The sequence below is a fragment of the Terrabacter sp. RAF57 genome (genome assembly GCF_052113925.1).
Lineage (GTDB): Bacteria > Actinomycetota > Actinomycetes > Actinomycetales > Dermatophilaceae > Terrabacter.
Genome location: NZ_JBFRDT010000001.1, coordinates 244,260 through 262,890, shown reverse-complemented (window position 1 = coordinate 262,890; position 18,631 = coordinate 244,260). Strand labels below are relative to the sequence as shown.

General features: G+C 72.4%; 19 protein-coding genes and 1 riboswitch. Of the genes, 15 read left to right on the top strand and 4 right to left on the bottom strand.

Annotation, left to right across the window (positions count from 1 at the left end):
• Window positions 1-99 precede the first annotated feature (99 nt).
• Window positions 100-828, top strand: a complete 729-nt coding sequence (locus tag AB4Y83_RS01240; protein WP_442295791.1) for an alpha/beta hydrolase — start codon at window positions 100-102, stop codon at window positions 826-828.
• Window positions 829-1,066: 238 nt separating this feature from the next.
• Window positions 1,067-1,441, top strand: coding sequence for an iron chaperone (locus AB4Y83_RS01235; RefSeq protein ID WP_056823129.1), 375 nt, complete (start codon window positions 1,067-1,069; stop codon window positions 1,439-1,441).
• A gap of 18 nt (window positions 1,442-1,459) precedes the next feature.
• Here the strand turns inward: AB4Y83_RS01235 and AB4Y83_RS01230 are convergent, their stop codons facing one another.
• The gene (locus AB4Y83_RS01230; protein ID WP_442295790.1) at window positions 1,460-1,855 is read right to left on the bottom strand and encodes a VOC family protein; all 396 of its coding nucleotides are present in this window, start codon (window positions 1,853-1,855) and stop codon (window positions 1,460-1,462) included.
• A 230-nt stretch (window positions 1,856-2,085) separates the two neighbouring features.
• Between AB4Y83_RS01230 and AB4Y83_RS01225 the strand changes: the two genes are divergently transcribed.
• From AB4Y83_RS01225 to AB4Y83_RS01210, 4 genes are all read left to right on the top strand, one after another.
• Window positions 2,086-2,865: a hypothetical protein gene (locus AB4Y83_RS01225; protein WP_442295789.1), complete on the top strand. Its 780-nt coding sequence runs from the start codon at window positions 2,086-2,088 to the stop codon at window positions 2,863-2,865.
• A 140-nt stretch (window positions 2,866-3,005) separates the two neighbouring features.
• The gene (locus tag AB4Y83_RS01220; protein ID WP_442295788.1) at window positions 3,006-3,797 is read left to right on the top strand and encodes a sortase domain-containing protein; all 792 of its coding nucleotides are present in this window, start codon (window positions 3,006-3,008) and stop codon (window positions 3,795-3,797) included.
• Between the two features lie 305 nt (window positions 3,798-4,102).
• Window positions 4,103-4,290: riboswitch (cyclic di-AMP (ydaO/yuaA leader) on the top strand.
• Between the two features lie 4 nt (window positions 4,291-4,294).
• Window positions 4,295-5,194 (top strand): CHAP domain-containing protein, encoded by a 900-nt coding sequence (locus AB4Y83_RS01215; RefSeq protein ID WP_442274609.1) that lies wholly within the window; start codon window positions 4,295-4,297, stop codon window positions 5,192-5,194.
• 279 nt (window positions 5,195-5,473) lie between these two features.
• Window positions 5,474-6,544: an alkene reductase gene (locus AB4Y83_RS01210; RefSeq protein WP_442295787.1), complete on the top strand. Its 1,071-nt coding sequence runs from the start codon at window positions 5,474-5,476 to the stop codon at window positions 6,542-6,544.
• A 181-nt stretch (window positions 6,545-6,725) separates the two neighbouring features.
• Here the strand turns inward: AB4Y83_RS01210 and AB4Y83_RS01205 are convergent, their stop codons facing one another.
• Window positions 6,726-7,364 (bottom strand): GNAT family N-acetyltransferase, encoded by a 639-nt coding sequence (locus AB4Y83_RS01205; protein WP_442295786.1) that lies wholly within the window; start codon window positions 7,362-7,364, stop codon window positions 6,726-6,728.
• 9 nt (window positions 7,365-7,373) lie between these two features.
• Window positions 7,374-8,366, bottom strand: a complete 993-nt coding sequence (locus AB4Y83_RS01200) for a potassium channel family protein (RefSeq protein ID WP_442295785.1) — start codon at window positions 8,364-8,366, stop codon at window positions 7,374-7,376.
• 378 nt (window positions 8,367-8,744) lie between these two features.
• Between AB4Y83_RS01200 and AB4Y83_RS01195 the strand changes: the two genes are divergently transcribed.
• The 4 genes from AB4Y83_RS01195 (at window position 8,745) to AB4Y83_RS01180 (ending at window position 12,326) form a co-directional block, all read left to right on the top strand.
• Window positions 8,745-9,095, top strand: coding sequence for a hypothetical protein (locus AB4Y83_RS01195; protein WP_442295784.1), 351 nt, complete (start codon window positions 8,745-8,747; stop codon window positions 9,093-9,095).
• A gap of 82 nt (window positions 9,096-9,177) precedes the next feature.
• Entirely contained in the window at window positions 9,178-10,005 is an 828-nt protein-coding gene (gene yidC / locus AB4Y83_RS01190; protein ID WP_442295783.1) for a membrane protein insertase YidC, read from the top strand.
• An 81-nt stretch (window positions 10,006-10,086) separates the two neighbouring features.
• Window positions 10,087-10,785, top strand: coding sequence for a DinB family protein (locus AB4Y83_RS01185; RefSeq protein WP_442295782.1), 699 nt, complete (start codon window positions 10,087-10,089; stop codon window positions 10,783-10,785).
• Window positions 10,782-12,326, top strand: coding sequence for a sulfatase family protein (locus AB4Y83_RS01180; RefSeq protein WP_442295781.1), 1,545 nt, complete (start codon window positions 10,782-10,784; stop codon window positions 12,324-12,326). Before AB4Y83_RS01185 ends, AB4Y83_RS01180 begins: the two co-directional genes overlap by 4 nt.
• Here AB4Y83_RS01180 and AB4Y83_RS01175 read toward each other — a convergent pair.
• The gene (locus AB4Y83_RS01175; RefSeq protein ID WP_442295780.1) at window positions 12,323-13,219 is read right to left on the bottom strand and encodes a CHAD domain-containing protein; all 897 of its coding nucleotides are present in this window, start codon (window positions 13,217-13,219) and stop codon (window positions 12,323-12,325) included. The genes AB4Y83_RS01180 and AB4Y83_RS01175 overlap by 4 nt on opposite strands.
• Window positions 13,220-13,325: 106 nt before the next feature.
• Here AB4Y83_RS01175 and AB4Y83_RS01170 point away from each other — a divergent pair, with 106 nt between their 5' ends.
• The 5 genes from AB4Y83_RS01170 (at window position 13,326) to AB4Y83_RS01150 (ending at window position 18,615) form a co-directional block, all read left to right on the top strand.
• The gene (locus AB4Y83_RS01170; protein ID WP_442295779.1) at window positions 13,326-14,243 is read left to right on the top strand and encodes a S1C family serine protease; all 918 of its coding nucleotides are present in this window, start codon (window positions 13,326-13,328) and stop codon (window positions 14,241-14,243) included.
• Between the two features lie 102 nt (window positions 14,244-14,345).
• The gene (locus AB4Y83_RS01165; protein ID WP_442295778.1) at window positions 14,346-15,461 is read left to right on the top strand and encodes an AAA family ATPase; all 1,116 of its coding nucleotides are present in this window, start codon (window positions 14,346-14,348) and stop codon (window positions 15,459-15,461) included.
• Window positions 15,440-16,450, top strand: a complete 1,011-nt coding sequence (locus AB4Y83_RS01160; protein WP_442295777.1) for a DUF58 domain-containing protein — start codon at window positions 15,440-15,442, stop codon at window positions 16,448-16,450. The genes AB4Y83_RS01165 and AB4Y83_RS01160 overlap by 22 nt, the downstream gene beginning before the upstream one ends.
• Window positions 16,451-16,559: 109 nt before the next feature.
• A complete protein-coding gene (locus tag AB4Y83_RS01155) occupies window positions 16,560-17,495 on the top strand; it encodes a VWA domain-containing protein (protein WP_442295776.1) in 936 nt (311 codons plus the stop codon).
• A 1-nt stretch (window position 17,496) separates the two neighbouring features.
• Complete coding sequence (locus AB4Y83_RS01150; protein WP_442295775.1) at window positions 17,497-18,615, top strand: VWA domain-containing protein; 1,119 nt, start codon at window positions 17,497-17,499, stop codon at window positions 18,613-18,615.
• The last annotated feature ends 16 nt before the right edge of the window (window positions 18,616-18,631 follow it).

The following is an 18,631-nucleotide window of genomic DNA, read 5'->3' as shown; positions in this document are numbered from 1 at the left end:
ACCAGCCTCACCAACCCTGGACAGTGGCTGACCGGCGACACCGAACGGGTATGCCGTGAGGACACCAAGCCGTTGACGCTCGCGCTCCGAACACCGCACGTGACCCGCGAACCCGAGCACACGGCATACCCAGCTGCGGACCAGGAGCGAGACGTGACGCACGCCCGGCTCATCGACGCGACGGCTCCGAGTGCGCCACGCGGCATCGTCCTCGTGCTCCACGGCGGCGCGGCAAGGCGCACACCGATGCGCGTCAGCCCGACCCAGCTGTCGGTGCTGCGGATGGTGCCGATCGCGGGCCGCATCGCGCGCGCCGCGAAGGGCGAGCTGGCCGTGCTGCGCCTCCTCAACTCGACGCGCGGCTGGGACGCCCACCACACCCCGGTCGACGACGTGCGCTGGGCCCTCGGCGAGGTCGCCGACCGCTTCGGTCCCGACCTGCCCGTCTGCCTCGTCGGTCACTCGCTCGGCGGTCGCGCCGCGCTGCTCGCGGCCGGCGAGGACCCCGTCGTCAGCGCCGTCGCGCTCAACCCGTGGGTCTACCCGACCGAGGGGCACCTCGACCTGACCGGGCGACGCGTCCTCGTCGTCCACGGAGACGACGACCGCATCGCCCGACCGACGAGCTCGGCGGCGGTAGCCCGCGACCTCGCCCGTACCGCCGAGGTCGGCTACGTCACCGTCGAGGGGGGCAAGCACGCGATGCTCCGGCGCCACGGCGTCTTCGACGGCCTGGCCGCCGACTTCGCGGTCGCGACCCTCCTCGGCCGCCGACCCGAGGGCGTCATCGGCCGGGTCCTCGCCGGTGAGGCCTGGGTCGACGTCTGAGCCGAGGTCTGACCGGACGTCGGCTCCAACGCCAGGGCCTTCGCACGTCAGGGCCCCAGACACACGGAGGACGGCCTTCAGCACGTCTTGCGGCGAGATCGTCGGTCCAATTCAGCTTTTGTAGTTTTGTGACCGTTTGGTCACTAAACGTGTACTTACTTTGCAGTCGTCCGTTTCGCCCAATACAGTCGAGTCACCCCCTCCAACGACCGGTCCGGAACTGAAGTGAGGACCAGGATTGGCCCCGAGATTTGCGTCAGTCGATGACTACATCGCCTCCTACCCCGAGGAGACGCGAACTCAGCTTGCGGGGGTCCGCCGCACGATCCGCGAGGTAGCCCCTCACGCAGGCGAGAAGATCAGCTACGGCATGGCGACGTTCACCGTCGACGGCAAGCCCCTCATCTACTACGCCGGCTGGAAGAACCACGTCGGCCTCTACCCCGTCCCGACGGGTGACGCGCAGTTCGAGGAGGCGATCAGCCCCTACCGCCGCGCCAAGGACACCGTGCGTTTCCCGATCAGCCGACCGGTCCCGCTCGAGCTCGTCTCCGAGATCACCGAGCTCTGCCTCAAGCGCCGCGCGGCCGTCTCCGAGGGCCACGACGCCTGACACGCTGCCCGCCGCGGATCAGCCGGGGCCGGGTGCCTCGATGACCGCGAGGACGTTGCGGGCCGGGTCGGTGAACCACGCGATGAGCGGTCCTCCCTTGCGGAAGACCCCCTTGGCATCGGTCTCCATCGGCGTCCCCGCATACGTCTCGAAGATGACACCCTTCGCGGTCAGCTCGTCGACCGCGGCCTCGATGTCGTCGACCGGGAAGTTGAGGATCGTGAACGACGCCGGCTCGTGGTTCGGCTTCGGGTAGACGAGCGTGGGACGCTCGCCGCCCTCGCCGGCGAGGTGGAGCGTCAGCATGCCGTTCTCCTCGGTGACGCGCAGGCCGAGGGTGTCGGCGTAGAACGTCCGGGCGGCGCCGACGTCGTCGACGGAGAAGCCGCTGAAGGCGTGGGAGTCCTGGAGCACGGTGTGTCCTTCCGTGAAGGTGGGCAGGTGAGGGGGCGCAGCGCGCCCGACCCCTCCAGTGAAGACCCGTGGGGCGCGCCACGGCGCGCCTCCATCGAAGAAAWTTCGGTGGAACCCCAATCCAGTGGGCCTGCCCGCGGCGAACCCCCGCCCGGAGACGGTCGACGACGACCCCCCGTCTGAAGCAGAGCAGGATGGACGGTTTGTCTCCTCGTCAAGGAGGAACACAGATGCGCACCACCACCACTCGGATCGCCGGCGCCAGCCTCGCTGCTGCCGCCGCCATGGCCCTCAGCGTCGGCCCGGCCTTCGCCGCGGACGCCTGGGTCAGCGCCAACCTCAAGCCCGTCGCCGGCAACGGTGTCGACGGCAGCGGTACCGCCATGGTCGAGGTCACGGGCAACACGATCACCGTGACGATGGCCGCCAACGGCCTGCTCCCCGACAACCCGCACGCCGCGCACATCCACTTCGGCGCCGAGGCCCGCCACGAGTGCCCGGTCCTGTCCGACGACAAGAACGGCGACGGCCACCTCAACACGACCGAGGGCGGACCGGCCTACGGCGACATCGTCGTGTCGCTGACGAAGACCGGCGACACGAGCCCGAAGTCGGGCCTCGCGATCGACCGCTTCAGCACGGCGCCCGGCGGCAAGATCGCCTACCAGCGCGGCAGCATCAAGGTCTCGAGCGACGTCGCCAAGGCGATCTCGGCCGGCCAGTCCGTCGTCGTCATCCACGGTGTCGACTACAACAAGGACGGCAAGTACTCCGGTGCCACGAAGAGCGACCTCATGCCGTCGCTCCCGACCGAGGCCACCGACCCGGCCCTGTGTGGCGCGCTGCGCGTCGCCCCGGCCGGCGGTATGCACACCGGCGGCGGCCAGGCCGCAGACGGCCTCAAGAGCGGTGGCCAGAACGAGGCCCTCATGCTCGTCGGTGCTGGCGCCCTGCTCGCCGCGGCCGGGACCGGCGCCTTCGCCGCCCGTCGCGCCCGGTCGCGCGCCTGAGCGACCGAGACCGACGTCGCGCACTTGAGCGACCGAGTCCGAGCGGCCGACATCGAGCGACCGACACTGAGCGACCGACACCGACACGACCGACACCGACACGACCGACACCGACACGACCGACCGGGAGTGACCCGACCATGAGCGCACCGACCGGCTCCACGCCCGCGCCGACGTCGCCCACCGGCGACCGCAGCACCCGGCGCATCAGCGCCGGAGTGGCTGCGGCGCTGGCGGTCACGGCCGTGCTCGTCGTCATCGGGATCGTCGCGCTCGTGGTCGGCCTCAGAGGGAGCCCGGGGACCCCCGGCCCGCCGCAGCCCGCGGCGGGCGGGGTCGCCACGGCCAGCGCCCCCGCGGCGCCCGGCCCGTCCTCGTCCAGCCCGTCGGCGTCCCCCGGTCAGGGTGGGACACCGACGGCGGGCAGGACGGCCGGCGCCGCGCCGGGCACCGTCGGCATGGGTGACTTCCTCGAGGCTTCCGAGCCGACGTCGATCGAGATTCCGTCGATCGGGGTGCGCTCCTCGCACTTCGTCCGGCTCGGCATCCAGCCCGATGGCACGATCTCCGTGCCGGGCACGGCCCAGGAGGTCGGGATCTACGACGCCGGCCCCACGCCGGGCCAGCTCGGCCCGTCCGTCCTCGCCGCACACGTCGACACCCCCTCGGGCGTCCCGGGCATCTTCTACGAGCTGGGCAAGGTCAGGGCCGGTGACGTCGTCACGGTGTCGCGGCGAGACGGGTCGCACCTGACCTTCACCGTCGACAAGGTCGCGGCCTACAAGAAGTCCCAGTTCCCGACCGAGCTCGTCTACAAGGGCGACTTCACCCAGGCCGAGATCCGCCTCGTGACGTGTGGCGGGCCGACCGACAGTCGCAACGAGTACCGCGACAACGTCGTGGTCTTCGGCCACCTCTCGAGCGCCACCTGACGACCGCGCCCGGCCCGACCCACGCTCGAGCCACACCAGTCCGGCGTATGCCGCGGGGTCCCCACGAGGGACCCCGCGGCATACCCGTGGGGGGCTTGTCGAGGACCACGTCCGGATGTGATCCACGTCTCACCCATCTGAAGGTAAAGCGTTGGTATAGACGGGCACTTCGGACATTCAGGGGCGATCGGCGCGCGTCGTCGTTACCGTGGCGTGACATTTGCCAGTCGCCTCGTCTAGTCTTCCGGGAGTCCGGCCACCTGGTCGGGCTCTCGTGAGGTGGACCGCCTAGTCCTGTCACCGCCTGACGAGAGAGATCGAACCTTGTGACAGGAGCGGAGGAACCACACGTTTCTCCGGACGTCCTACGCAACGACTTCGGACGTCCTTGGGGTGAAGACCCACCCGCCACGCGAGCTTCGCGGGGCGGGCGTGGCCCGGGCACCTTTCCGCCCGAACCCGACAGCTAACTTCGTAGGCGCGGAGAGGTAACACGCGTGAACACTGAGAACATCCGCGGTCGCCATCGTGCGCCAGGCCGCCACAACCCCCTCAACGAACTCAAGCTCCTCGCCCGTGAGTCGGCTCAGCCGGCCATGAAGGCGGGCGCCGTCGTCGCCGCCACCGGTGGACTGGTCGCCACCTTCGCCAACCCGGCGAGCGCCGACACCCTGTCGCCCAACTCGGGTGACGTCGCGGCTGCTGCCGGTGTCGACACCGCGGCTCCCGCCGCTGTCGGTCCGGCCACGGCTGCCACCCCGGCCGCGTCGACCGCGCTGTCGAAGATCGGCTTCGCCCCCGCCGTGCAGAAGGCCGTCGCCCACCGCGTCGCGCCGGCCAAGCCGCAGGTCATCGAGGACGTCCAGGTCAAGACCGAGCGCGCTGCCGCCAAGGCCGCCGCCCAGACTGCCGCCCAGACTGCCGCTTCGCGCAAGGTCGCCGTCCAGCGCGCCTCCCGCGACCTGACCCGCGCCACCCTGACGACGAGCACGTCGTCGGCGAAGGCGAGCGTCAACACCGCAGCACCGAGCGCCTCGTCCGGCGTGCGCGCCTCGTCCAACTGGGCCACCGCGGGCCAGTGCACGTGGGGCGCTCTCAACAAGTGGTACCAGTCCGAGGGCTACTACCCCGGTGGCTGGACCGGCAACGCCATGGCGTGGGCCTCGGGCGCAGCGTCCGCCGGCTACACCGTGACGGGCACGCCGCGCACGCGGTCGATCCTCGTCATGCAGCCCGGCGTCCACGGCTCCTCGAGCGTCGGCCACGTCGCCTGGGTGACCGCGGTCAACGGCAACGAGGTGACGATCATCGAGATGAACGCCCTCGCCGGTGCGTACAACTACAACACGCGCACGCTGACCGACGGTCCCGGCATGAAGTACATCTACGCGCCGTGACCCACCGGGTCGTCATCTCGACGACCTCCGCGACGACCACCGCGGAGTTCTCCACGAGCTGAGCGCGTACGAAGGGGAGGATGCCTGGGCATCCTCCCCTTCGGCATGCCCACCCGAAACCCTCCGGCCGCGTGGGATCCCCCACACGCGCAACCCTGGACACACGGGAATGATCGACCGCCTGCCCTCCTTGTCGCCTAGGTAGTTGAAGGCTCCACCGATCGACGGTGGGGGCCGCCAACCGCCACCGACAGTCCCCTAGACGTGAGGAGCAGGCCTGTGTCCACGGCCTTCGAGAGCATCCGCATCGGCCGCTGGGACCTTCCCCAGCGCTTCGTCATGGCCCCGCTGACCCGCAACCGCGCGGGCGAGGGCCAGGCACCGACCGAGCTCAACGCCGAGTACTACGGCCAGCGCGCGAGCGCCGGCCTCATCATCACCGAGGGCACCCAGCCGAGCGCCGTCGGGCAGGGCTACCTCGACACCCCCGGCATGCACTCCGACGAGCAGGTCGCCGGCTGGCGCCTCGTCGCCGATGCCGTGCACGAGGGCGACGGCCGCGTGGTCGTCCAGCTCATGCACGCCGGCCGCATCGCCCACCCCGACAACAAGGGCGGCCTCGAGAGCGTGGCGCCGAGCGCCATCGCCGCGCCCGGCGAGATCGTGACCCCGAAGGGCCAGCAGGCGTATGCCGTCCCGCGGGCCCTCGAGACCGACGAGATCCCCGCGCTCGTGGCGGAGTTCGTCCACGCAGCGCGCCAGGCCGTCGCGGCCGGGCTCGACGGCGTCGAGGTGCACGCCGCGAACGGCTACCTGCCGCACCAGTTCCTCGCGCCGTCGAGCAACGAGCGCACCGACTCCTACGGCGGCTCGCCCGAGAACCGCGCCCGCCTGACCGTCGAGATCACGAAGGCCGTGGCCGAGGCGATCGGCGCCGACCGCGTCGGCATCCGCATCTCGCCCGCGCACAACATCCAGGGCGTCCTCGAGGAGGACGAGGCCGAGACGGCCGCGACCTACGAGTCGCTCGTCGAGGGCATCGCCCCGCTCGGGCTCGCCTACCTCAGCATCCTCGGCGACCCGGAGTCCGACCTCGTCCGCGATCTGCGCAAGCGTTTCGACGGCCCGGTCATCCTCAACACCGGCTTCGGCAAGGTCACCGAGCTGGCCGACGTCGAGGACATCCTCGAGCGCGACCTCGGTGACCTCGTCGCCGTGGGGCGCGAGTTCCTCGCCAACCCGGACCTCGTCCGTCGCTGGCGCGAGGGCGCCCCGCTCAACGAGCCGAACTCCGCCACCTTCTACGGCGGCGGCGCCGAGGGCTACACGGACTACCCCGCCCTCCCCTGACACCCCACCGCCCTCCCCGATCACACCGTCGAGTGAGCGCCCGGTAACAGTCGAGTGAGCGCCCCGTCACAGACCACCTGTGGCGGGGCGTTCACTCGACTCGGACGGAGCGCTCACTCGACTGGACCAGGTCGGATGGGCATCGGCGTAGGCCGGTCAGGTGGGCACCGGCGCTGGCCCGTCAGGTGGGCTCGGGCGGGTTCTCGGCGGCGCCCCCGGACGGGAGCGGGTCACCGAGGGGTCGCTGGACCCACGCCACGTCGTGCGAGGCGCCGAACTTCCAGCCGATGTCGCGGTAGGTGCCGACCGGCTCGAAGCCCATCGCCGCGTGCAGTCGGCCGCTCGCCTCGTTGGGCTGGGTCATCCCGGCTGCGGCCATCCGGTAGCCGCGGGCCGTGAGCCGCTCGAGCAGAGCCTCGTAGAGCCGCCGCCCACCGCCGCGACCCCGCCGATCGCCCGCGAGGTAGACCGACACCTCGCACGACCACCGGTACGCCGTCCGCTCCTTGAACGGTCCGGCATACGCGTAGCCGACGACCTCTCCCGCGTCCTCGAGCACGAGGAAGGCGTGCCGCGCCTGCGCCTTGGCGATCCGGCGCTCCATCTCGGCGACGTCGGGAGGCTCCGTCTCGAAGGTGACCGTCGTGCCGGTGACGTAGGGGGCGTAGATCGCAGCGCACGCCGCGGCGTCGGCGGGCGTGGCATCACGCACCGCCGGCGCATCGGTCGTACCGGTCGTACCGGTCGTACCGGTCGTACCGGTCGCCGCGATCCGGTCGAGAACGTCGGGCACGTCGGGCACGTCGGGCACGTCGGACATGCGCCGATGCTAGGCCGAGCCCTCGGCCCCGGGTCTGCCCGGTGGGCCGTCCTCCGGCTCCTCCGGCTCGCCCTCGGGAGGCGGCTGCTGCGTCCTGGACGAGTCCAACGCCTCGAAGAGGGTGCGAGGGGCCCGGGCCCCGCCGGGCACCCCGCCGGCGCCGACAGCGGCCGAGGCACGCGGCATACCCGCCGCGAAGCGAGCGACGATGAGCGCGACGAAGGTGACGAGGTAGACCTGGCCGATGACGGCCTCACTCGCCGCGGCCATCCGGCCGAGATCCGTCACTGCTGCGACGTCACCGAAGCCGACCGTCGAGATCGTCACGAGGCTGAAGTACATGTACGTCGTCGTCGGCACGTCCTCACCGAAGAACGGGGTCGAGGTGAACGCGTCGAGGGTCTGGAAGAGGAAGGCATAGGTCACGGCGATCTGGAGGTAGGCAGCGACCGAGCCCATGATGGTCTGAACGGTGACCACGGTGTGCTGCAGCACCCGTCGGGCGATGAGCACCGGGGTCAGCGCGGCGGCGAGCAGCCACACCGTCTCGGGGGGCACCGTCTGGTTGCCATCGGCGCGACGGTAGGTCAACGTCGCGACGCTGAGAATGAGGACCGCGGCGACGAGGACGTTGACGGCGCGACGCCAGCGACGTCGCAGCCCTGACGCACGGGCCGCCGCGACGAGCGCCAGGCCACTGATCGCGTGCGCGAAGAGCTGGGAGACGACCGAGCCACGGGTGTCGACGAGTCCTTGGACGGCGATCGTGGCCAGCACGAGGACGAGGACGAGTCCGTACCGATCGAGGAGGGGCAGGCCGACGAGGACTTTTCGGCGCTCCGCGCGGCTCGTCGGGCCGGAACGGTCGAGAGGGCCGGGCCGGCCGGGCGCACTCGTCGGGGCGGTCCTCGGCGCGTTCGCGTCGTCGTCCGCCCCGCGTTCGGGCCCGCGCTTCTGCCCACGCTCCTGCCCGTTCTCGGGCCCGCTGCTGGACTCGGCCATGCCGCCCTCCTCGAGGGTCGCGGGGGATGGGCTCCCGAGTCCGAGGATAGGGCGGTGGGGCCACCCGCGCCCGTAGGTCGTCAGAGACCGCGCCGACCGAGGGCGTACGCCTGGTCGAGCACCCTGCTCGGCGGTCTCCTCCGGCGTCAGCGCGGACGTGTCGAACCCACCAGCCGATCTCACCGAAGTCCCGCCGCATTAGGGCCACGAGTGCCTCCTGCCCGTCGGAGTCGAACTGGTCCTCGGGGTCGCGCAGCCCGTCGCGCCGGCACGGGTCGTATGCCGCCGCGAGCGTGGTCGGGCAGAGACGGTGACGTACGCTCGAGGTGGGTCGACGAACCCGGGCTGCCGAGCAGCCAGGTCACGAGAGGAGAGGGCATGAGGGTCCTGCGCCACCGCGCGTCCGCCGACGTGGCCGTGCTCCCCGTCCTCACCGCGAGCCTCGCCGCGGCGGTCGTCGTCCTCCTCGGCACCGTTCTCGGCACCGTTCTCGGCACCGTTCTCGGCACCGTCTCGGGTGCGGGAGCCGGTCAGGTGCTCCTCACCGCGGCGACCGTCGGCGTCCTGACCGTCGTGCTCGCCAGGACCGCGGTGCGCCCGGTGCGTCCTCTGCCGGTGCGCGTCCACGCGTCGGGGGTCCCCGGCGCCGTGCCCGCGTCGACGGCGTACTGGTGCGCCCTCGACGCACCGCACTGCCCACAGCGTCCTCGGGCTCCGGGTCGGCACTGACCCCGTTCGTCGCACCTGCGACGTCCGGGCCTCTTGCCCACCCATCCCGGCCCCGCGCGGGCCCGAGCCGAGGAGCTCACCCATGCCTGACCTGCTGTCCCCCTTCACCCATGCCGTCGCCGCGGTGCTCGCGGCCACGCACGACATCGCCGGCGCGCTCGGCCTGAGCCCCGGCTCCGCGGGCGCCTGGCTGCTCGCCGTCGCGCTGCTCGTCGTCGCCGTCCGCACCGTGCTGCTGCCCGTGACGATCCACGGGGTGCGCAGCTCGCACGCCCGCGCCCACGCCGCGCCCCAGCTGCGCGAGCTGCGCCAGAGGTATGCCGGCAGCCGCGACCTCGAGCAGCTGACCGCGATGCGCGCCGAGCAGAAGGCGATCCATGCCGAGCACGGCGTCTCGGGGTGGAGCCTCGCGCCGGCGCTGCTCCAGCTGCCGCTCTTCTACGCGCTCTACCGCGTCGTCTCCGACCTCACGGCCGGCCACTCGGTCGGGGCGCTCGACGCCGGGCTCGTCGCCTCGGCGTCGGCCGCGTCCCTCGCCGGGTTGCACCTGACGAGCCACCTCGGCACGACGATGGGGTCGAACCCCGGGGCCGGGCTCGTCCTCGTCGCGGTCGCGCTCGGGGCGGCCGCGCTGAGCCTGCTCGCGCAGCGCTGGTTCGTGCTGCCGATGACCGACGTCACCGACCTGCCCGAAGGGATGGCGACGGTCCAGCGACTCATGCCGTGGCTCGGCGCGGTCGGCGTCCTCGCAGCGGCGCTCGTCGTGCCGGCGGGCCTCATCGCCTACTGGTTCGTCAACAACGCCTGGACCTTCGCGCAGCAGGGCATCATCTGGCGCTTCGCCCCGACGCCGGGCTCACCGGCCGCGAGGCGACGTGACGCCAGGGTGCTGGAAGGCGCCACATCCTGACGACCCGGTGACGGCGTACCCCGTCTGCGGTGAGGGCACGATCCCGCGCCGTGGTCGGGGGAGGCGTCTAGCGTGGTCGGCGTGAGCGCGACGCCGACCGGGACCAGCCACGTGAGTGGGACGAGCGAGTCGACGCGGGTGGGCGGGCCCCACCTCGTCGACGACCTCCTGCGCTACCTGCAGGAAGGGCGTGACGGGCTGCTCAAGGCGCTCGACGGGCTGGGCGACTACGACGTGCGGCGCCCGATCACGCCCAACGGGACCAACCTGCTCGGGCTCGTCAAGCACGTCGCGGGCGTCCAGCTCGCCTACCTCGGCGACTCGGTCGGGCGGCCGTCGGGCGAGCGGCTGCCGTGGGTCGAGGACGACTCGATCTGGGACTCGGCCGACATGTGGGCGACGGCCGAGGAGTCGCGAGCCGACCTCGTCGGGCTCTACGAGCGGGCCGCGGTGCACTGCGACGCCGTCGTGCGCGAGCTCGGGCTCGACGCCCCGGCGAGCGTCGCGTGGTGGCCGGAGGAGCGCCGGTCGACGACCCTCGGTTCGCTCCTGGTGCGCTGCGTCGCCGAGGTGTCGCAGCACGCCGGGCACGCTGACATCCTCCGGGAGACGATCGACGGGCGGGGCGGGCGCGACCACGACAAGCTGGGCGGCGAGGCGTGGTGGACCGACCACCTGGCGCGCATCCAGGCCGCCGCCGACGCGCACCGCACGCCGCCAGCCGGTGACGGGGCCGGTGACGCAGCCGGTGACGCAGCCGACGGCGGGGCCGACTCATGAGCGACCGCCGGCCCAACATCGTCTTCATGCTGAGCGACGACCACGCCGCGCACGCCATCGGCACCTACGGCTCGGTCGTCAACCGCACGCCGCACATCGACGCGGTCGCGGCGGCCGGGGTGCGTCTCGACAACCTCTTCGCGACGAACTCGCTGTGCGCGCCGAGCCGGGCCTCGATCCTCACCGGCACCTACAGCCACGTCAACGGTGTGACGACCCTCGACACGTTCATCGACGCGTCGCAACCGACCTTCGTCACGGCGCTGCGCGAGGCGGGCTACCGCACGGCGTTCGTCGGCAAGTGGCACATGGGGCAGGGCTCGAGCGGCGGCATCGACCACGACCCCCAGGGCTTCGACCGGTGGGACGCGCTCATCGACCAGGGCGAGTACCACGACCCGCGCTTCCTCTCCGCCGACGGGCTGCGCGTCGAGCCGGGCTACGCGACCGACCTCATCACCGACCTCGCCATCGACTGGGTCGAGTCCCTGGACGAGGGCGACCACGACGGGGACGGCCACGGGGACGAGGACGGGGACGGCGACGGCGACGGGGAGAAGCCGCCGTGGTGCGTGCTCGTGTGGCACAAGGCGCCGCACCGACCGTGGGAGCCCGACGCCGCGCACGCGGGGATGTATGCCGAGGGCGGGCCCGCCGGGAGCATGCCGATCCCAGTGCCGGCGACGTTCACCGACGACCTGGCGGGACGGTCCGACACGGCGCGGCGGGCGGCCATGCGGATCGCCGACCACCTCACCGAGGAGGACCTCAAGCAGCCGGTGCCGCCCGGGCTGTCGGCGGACGAGGAGGCGCTGTGGAAGTACCAGCGCTACATGGAGGACTACCTCGCGTGCGTCGCGTCCGTCGACGACAACGTCGGTCGCCTGACGTCGTGGCTCGCCGACCGCGGCGAGCTCGACGACACGATCGTCGTCTACTCCTCCGACCAGGGCTTCTTCCTCGGCGACCACGGCTGGTTCGACAAGCGCTTCATGTACGAGGAGTCGATCCGGATGCCGTTCGTCCTCTCCTACCCGCGCGCCGTCGCGGCCGGGCAGGCGCTCGACCGGATCGTCACGAACGTCGACATCGCGGCGACCCTGCTCGATGCGGCCGGCGTCGACGTGCCGGAGCGGATGCAGGGGCGCTCGTTCTGGGGTGACCTCACGGATCCGGCTGGGGCGCAGCGCGATCGGGAGCGGGAGGGCTTCTACTACCGCTACTGGATGCACGACGACCGGAGCCACCAGGTCGGGGCGCACTACGGCTACCGCACGCACCGCTACACCCTGATCTTCTTCTACAACGACGGGCTCGGGCTGCCGGGCTGCTCGGACCGGCGCTTCGCGCAGGAGTGGGAGCTCTACGACCTCGAGGCAGACCCCGAGGAGCTCGTCAACGTCGCCGACGACCCCTCCTATGCCGAGGTGCGCGACGAGCTCGAGGCGCGGATGTGGCTCGCGCAGCAGGAGGTCGGCGACGACCCCCACCCGGACCAGCCCGTCCCCCGCCTGATCACCGACGCAGGCTCGGTCTCCTAGGCGATGGCCTGGTCGATGGCGCGGTCGAGGCGACGCAGTGCCTTGCCGCCGCGGCGCTCGAGACGGTCCGCGGCGCGCTGCTCGTCGGCGTCGAGGTGGCCGAGGAGGAAGGCGGCCGCGACGCCCGCGTCCTCGTCGATGGCCAGGTGCCGCAGCGTCGCCCGGGTGACGACGGCGTCGTGGTGCTCGCCGAGGAGCCCCTGCACGTCAGCCGCCCGCTCGGCCACGAGGCCGACCGTGGACCCGGTCACCGGCGCCACGGCCTCGGCGGCGTAGCGCAGCCGCTTGGCGGCCTTGCGCACGTCGTGGAGGCAGGCGGACCTCAGCTCGGAGTCACCCGTTGCGACGGCGGCCTCGGCGAGGTCCGCCCGTTCACGCACGCGCTTGCCCTCCTTGCGCAGCACGGTGCGCACGACCTTCTTCGCGCCCCGCTCGGCGTCGTCGGTGAAGGGCGGGTGCGTGACGACGCTGTCGAGCAGGGCGATCGCGGCGGCATACCGGCTCGACCCGAGGGTCTCGTCGATGACCTCGGTGGCGGCTGTGGCGTCGAGGTGCAGCCGGGCCCGGAGACCGGTCACGGCCTCGTCGATGCCGGTGAGGCCGGCGGGGCCGATGTCGTCGAGGAGCGTGTCGACGAGGTCCTGGACGACCTCGGCGTCGCGTGCCTCCCCGAGGCGACCGGCCGCCCAGCGCAGCTCGTCGCGGAGCGGCTCGGTGACAGCCGGGTCGACGAGCGCGTGGAAGCTGGCGAGGGCGCTGCGGATCCGACGCATCGCGACCCGGAGGTCGTGGACCCCCTCGGGCTCCCCTGCGCGCACGGCGGCCTCGGCGGTCGCGAGGGCCTCCCGCTGCTCGCGGAGGTGCTCGCTCAGCAGGGACGCGGCGGTCGGCATACGCATTGTCTACCCCTCAGCACCGTCGACGTCCCCGCTTCGCCGGATCCTGTGAAGACTCGACAGCCCCTGCCGCTCGGGTCTCAGGAAACGTACAGTCGAGAAGGTGGCACGGGTCACCGCTCCTCCCGCGATCGACACCGCCGTCGCCCCAGGCGCCAGGCTCCTCCTCGACGCGCCCGACCCAGAGCCCGAGCCTCCCCCCCCGCGCCGGTGGCAGCGCGTCCGCGACCGGGCGGCGCGGGTGCCGCGCCGCGCGTGGTGGGGCCTCGTCGCGCTGGCGGTCATCGTCGCGCTCGTCAGCACGTACGCCGTGACGCGACCTCCGGGACCGCCCGTCCTCACGCAGCGCGACGTCGACACGAGCGTCCGGCGCGGCATCGAGAAGCAGGCGGAGGCGGAGGCCGCCGCGCCGGCCGACGGGTCGGTCGCGCACGCGGCGATCGCGCCGTCGCTCGTCCTCATCGAGACCCGCGACACCGTGGCCGGGGGGCAGCAGGAGGGCAGCGGCGCGGGGGTCGTCGTCAACGAGGACGGCACCGTGCTGACCGCACTGCACGTGGTCGACGGGTCGACGAACATCACCATCACCTTCGCCGACGGCACGACCTCGCCGGCGAAGGTCGCGACCGAGAAGCCGGAGAGCGACATCGCGACGCTCACGCCCTCGAAGCTCCCCGAGACCGTCGTGCCCGCCGTGCTCGGCGGTGGGGTGGCGGTCGGGGCGCCGGTCTTCGCCGTCGGCCACCCGCTCGGCCTCACCGACTCGCTGTCGGCGGGCGTCGTGTCGGCACTCGACCGGACGGTGCGCGTCGAGGGCGACCGCAAGCTCGAGCACCTCATCCAGATCGACGCGGCGGTCAACCCGGGCAACTCGGGCGGACCGCTGCTCAACAAGGCCGGGCAGGTCGTCGGGATCGTCACGGGGCTGGCGAACCCGACGGACCAGAGCCTCTTCGTCGGCATCGGCTTCGCGGTGCCGATCGCGACGGCGGGAGGGGCCGCGGGCAGCCCGCCCCGCTGAGACCGAGCCTCCGCGGGGAGGCGAGCACCCGGCATACGCCATCGACGAGCGTGACCCAGCAGCGTGAACGAGCAGCGTGACCCAGCAGCGTGAACGAGCAGCGTGAACGAGCAGGAGGACGGCATGGACGGACAGGCACCCACTGGTCAGCACGCTCGACACGCGCTCGAGCAGGCGCTCTACGAGGTGAAGCGGACGATCGTCGGGCAGGACGTGCTCGTCGAGCGGATGCTCGTCGCGCTGCTGGCGCGGGGGCACCTGCTCGTCGAGGGCGTGCCGGGGCTGGCCAAGACGATGGCGATCAAGACGCTCGCGCAGGCCATCGGCGGGGAGTTCCAGCGCATCCAGTTCACGCCCGACCTCGTGCCCGCCGACCTCGTCGGGACGCGGATCTACAACCAGAAGGACGGCGAGTTCCAGGTCTCGCTCGGGCCCGTCTTCGCCAACCTCGTGCTCGCCGACGAGATCAACCGCGCGCCGGCGAAGGTGCAGAGCGCGCTGCTCGAGGTCATGCAGGAGCGGCAGGTGACGATCGGGCGCGAGACCTTCCCGGCGCCGGACCCGTTCCTCGTGATGGCGACGCAGAACCCCATCGAGTCCGAGGGGACGTATGCGCTGCCCGAGGCCCAGGTCGACCGCTTCATGCTCAAGGTGCTCATCGGATATCCCTCTGCCGCCGAGGAGTTCGTCGTCGTCGAGCGGCAGATCTCGGCCGAGGTCGCGACCGTCACGGTGCTCGACCCGGAGATGCTGCGCGGCTTCCAGCGCGAGGCGGACGCGGTCTACGTCGACCCCGCGGTCATCGAGTACGCCGTCCGGCTGGCCACCGCGACCCGTGAGCCGGCGAGCGTGGGCCGGGACGACCTGGCCCGGTTGCTGACGTACGGCGCGAGCCCGCGCGCGTCGATCAACCTCGTGCTGGCGGCGCGGGCGCTGGCCTTCCTCCGGGGACGGGACTACGCGCTGCCCGACGACGTGCGCGACCTCGCGCGGGACGTGCTGCGGCACCGGATCGTGCTGTCCTACGAGGCGCTGGCCGAGGACCTCTCGCCCGACGACCTGCTGACGCCGCTCCTCGCGGCCGTCCCGGTGCCGACGGCTCCGTTGCGCGAGCGGGCTGCCGGGTCGGCTTCTGTGGCAGGCGCTTTCGGGGCTGGGCCTGATGGTGGTGCTGGCGGCCCCGGTGGGGACGCGACATGGGCGCGACCACCACGCTGAGCGCCGAGAGCCTGCTGCGGCGCCTCGAGTGGAGGGTGGTGCGGCGGCTCGACGGGCGACTCCAGGGCGACTACCGGACGCTCTTCCGCGGTGCCGGTCTCGACTTCACCGACCTGCGGGAGTACGTGYCGGGCGACGACCTGCGGCACATCGAGTGGAACGTCACGGCGCGGCTCGACGAGCCCTACGTGCGCGAGTTCGTCGAGGACCGCGAGCTGACGGCGTGGCTGCTGCTCGACCACTCGGCGTCGATGGGCTTCGGGCCGGTCGACCGACAGAAGGACCTCGTGCTCGCCGAGGTGGCGACGACCCTCGCGCACGTGCTGACCCGCGGCGGGAGCCGGGTCGGCGCCATCGTCATGGACACCGGGGTCGACCTCGTCATCCCGCCGGCGTCGGGCCGCAACCAGGTGCTGCGGATCGCGAAGACGCTGCTCGACCGCCGCGAGGCCCGCACCCCCGTCCCGGACCGTCGAGAGGCCAGGACCCGGGAGGGTGGAGCGTCGAGCCTCCGTCGTGGCGTACGCCGGGTGCTGGGTCGCTCTGAGCAGGCTGGAGTCCCAGCCCCGTCGGGGACGGTCACGGACCTCGGGGTGCTGCTCGCGGCGGCATACGGCATCGCGCGGCGGCGGTCGCTCGTGCTCGTCGTGTCGGACTTCATCTCGGCGGACGGGTGGGAGGCGCCGCTGTCGCGGCTGGCGCGACGGCACGAGGTGGTGGCGATCCAGGTCGTCGACCCGCGCGAGAGCGAGCTGCCCGACGCGGGCGGGCTCTACGTCGAGGACGCGGAGACGGGTGAGCAGATCTTCGTCGACACGAGCGACGTCGCGTTCCGGGCCCGGCTCGCGGCGGCTGCGGAGTCGCGGCAGGCCGACCTCGAGGCGCGGGCGCGCACGGCCGGCGTCGACCTCTACCCGGTGCGGACCGACGACGACCTCGTGCGGTCGCTGCTGCGGATCTCCGAGCTGCGGCGGAGGCGACGGCGATGAGGTGGCTGCAATGAGGTGGCTGCAATGAGGTGGCTGCGATGAGGTGGCTGCGATGAGCGAGCTGTCGCTGACGTGGCCGTGGGCGCTGGCGGGGCTGCTCGTCGTGCCGGTGCTCGTCGTCGGCTACCGGCGGGTGCTGCGCGCGCAGGAGACACGGCGGGCGGCGCTGGCAGCGGACGGGCTCGTCATGCCGGCTCAGGGCCGTTCCCGGTGGCGGCACCTGGGTCCGGCGCTGCTCATCGCAGCCCTGGCCGTCATGGTGCTGTCGCTGACCCGCCCGGTGGCGTCGGTCACGGAGCCGCACCGCGAGGGTACGGTCGTGCTCGCGTTCGACGTGTCGAACAGCATGGCGGCGACCGACGTGAAGCCGTCGCGGCTCGAGGCGGCGAAGGCGGCGGCGCGGGTGTTCGTGGAGAAGCAGCCGGCGTCGGTGCGGATCGCCGTGGTGGCGTTCGGCGGGACGGGGCTCGTGACGCAGCGACCGACGCTGGACCGGGCGGCCGTGCTGGCGGCGGTGGCGCGGCTCAAGCCGGCCGGCGACACGTCGCTGAGCGACGGGATCCTCGGCGGACTGAGCGCGATCGTCGGCAAGCCGGTCAAGGCGCCCGGCGATGCGGAGAAGGGGACGGACGAGGAGACGCCGATCGGCTACCACGGCGGGACGGCGATCGTGCTGCTCACCGACGGCGAGGACACGACGGACGACGGGCCTTCCGGCGCGGCCGAGCTCGCGTCGGCGGCGGGGGTGCGGATCGAGCCGATCGGGCTGGGGACGCCGGCGGGGACGACGATCAAGGTCGACGGCTTCAGCATCGCGACGGCGCTCGACGAGTCGTCGCTGCAGGCGGTGGCGGAGATGACCGGCGGGACGTACCGCCGGGCGTCGGACGCTGCGTCGTTGGCTTCCGTGTATGACGCGATCGAGCTGCAGTGGACGACGCGGACGGTGCCGCACGAGGTGACGTCCTGGGTGGCGGCGTTCGCTGCGCTGCTGCTGCTCGGCGGGGCGACGGTGTCGGTGCTGCGGCGGGGGCGGGTGATCTGACGTGTCGTTCGGAGTGCCGCTGCTGCTCGTGACGCTGGTCTTCGTGCCGGTGCTGCTCGGGGTCTACGTGTGGCAGCTGCGGCGTCGGCGGAGGCAGGCGGTGCGCTACTCGAACGTCGCGCTGCTGCGGGCGGCGGGGGCCGGGTCGGCGTCGTGGAAGCGGCACGTGCCCATTGCCCTGGTGCTCGGGGCTCTCGGGCTGCTGGGGCTGGCGAGCGCGCGGCCGACGGTGCGGGCCGAGGTGCCGACGTCGAGCGCGACGATCATCCTGGCCCTGGATGTGTCGGGGTCGATGTGCGCGACGGACGTGTCCCCGAACCGGCTGAGCGCGGCGCAGGCGGCGGTGCGGTCGTTCGTCGAGGGGCAGGACGACGAGACGAAGGTCGGGCTCGTCGTCTTCTCGGGGTTCGCACAGCTGGCGGTGGCGCCGACTGCGGACCGGGGCGAGCTGCTGTCGGCGATCGACGCGGTGACGACGGGGCGCGGGACGACGATCGGCGCGGCGATCCTGCGGTCGATCGACGCGATCGCCGAGCTGGACCCGAACGTGGCGCCGGCGGATGCCGTGGACGAGCCGTCGACGGACGGGCCGGGCCTGGCTGACCCGACTCCTGCGCCCACGCCGACGGGCGGTACGGGTGGGGGCGGCGGTGGAGTGCCCGTGGACGTGGCGCCGGAGATCATCGTGCTGCTGACGGACGGAGCGAACACGCGCGGCGTGACGCCGGCGCAGGCCGCGGAGCAGGCCGCGGCGCGAGGAGTGCGGGTCTATCCGATCGGCTTCGGCACGACGAACCCGACGCAGATGGCGTGCACGCGCGACCAGTACGGCGGTTTCCAGCCTCGGGCGCGCGACTTCGGCGGTCCGGGCGGCGGGACGTTGGGTGGTCGCAACTTCCTCGTCGTCGACGAAGGTGCCCTGAAGGGAGTCGCCCAGACGACGGGTGGCGAGTACTTCGCCGCGACCGACGCCGACGGTCTGACCCAGGTCCTGGCCGACCTCCCCAAGCACGTCACGGTCAGCGAGCAGGACATCGACCTCAGCGCGGCAGCCGGTCTGCTCGCGGCAGCGCTCCTCCTCGCGGGTCTGGGCATCTCGATCCGCCGCTCAACCAGCTGAGCTGCTCAAGCCGCGA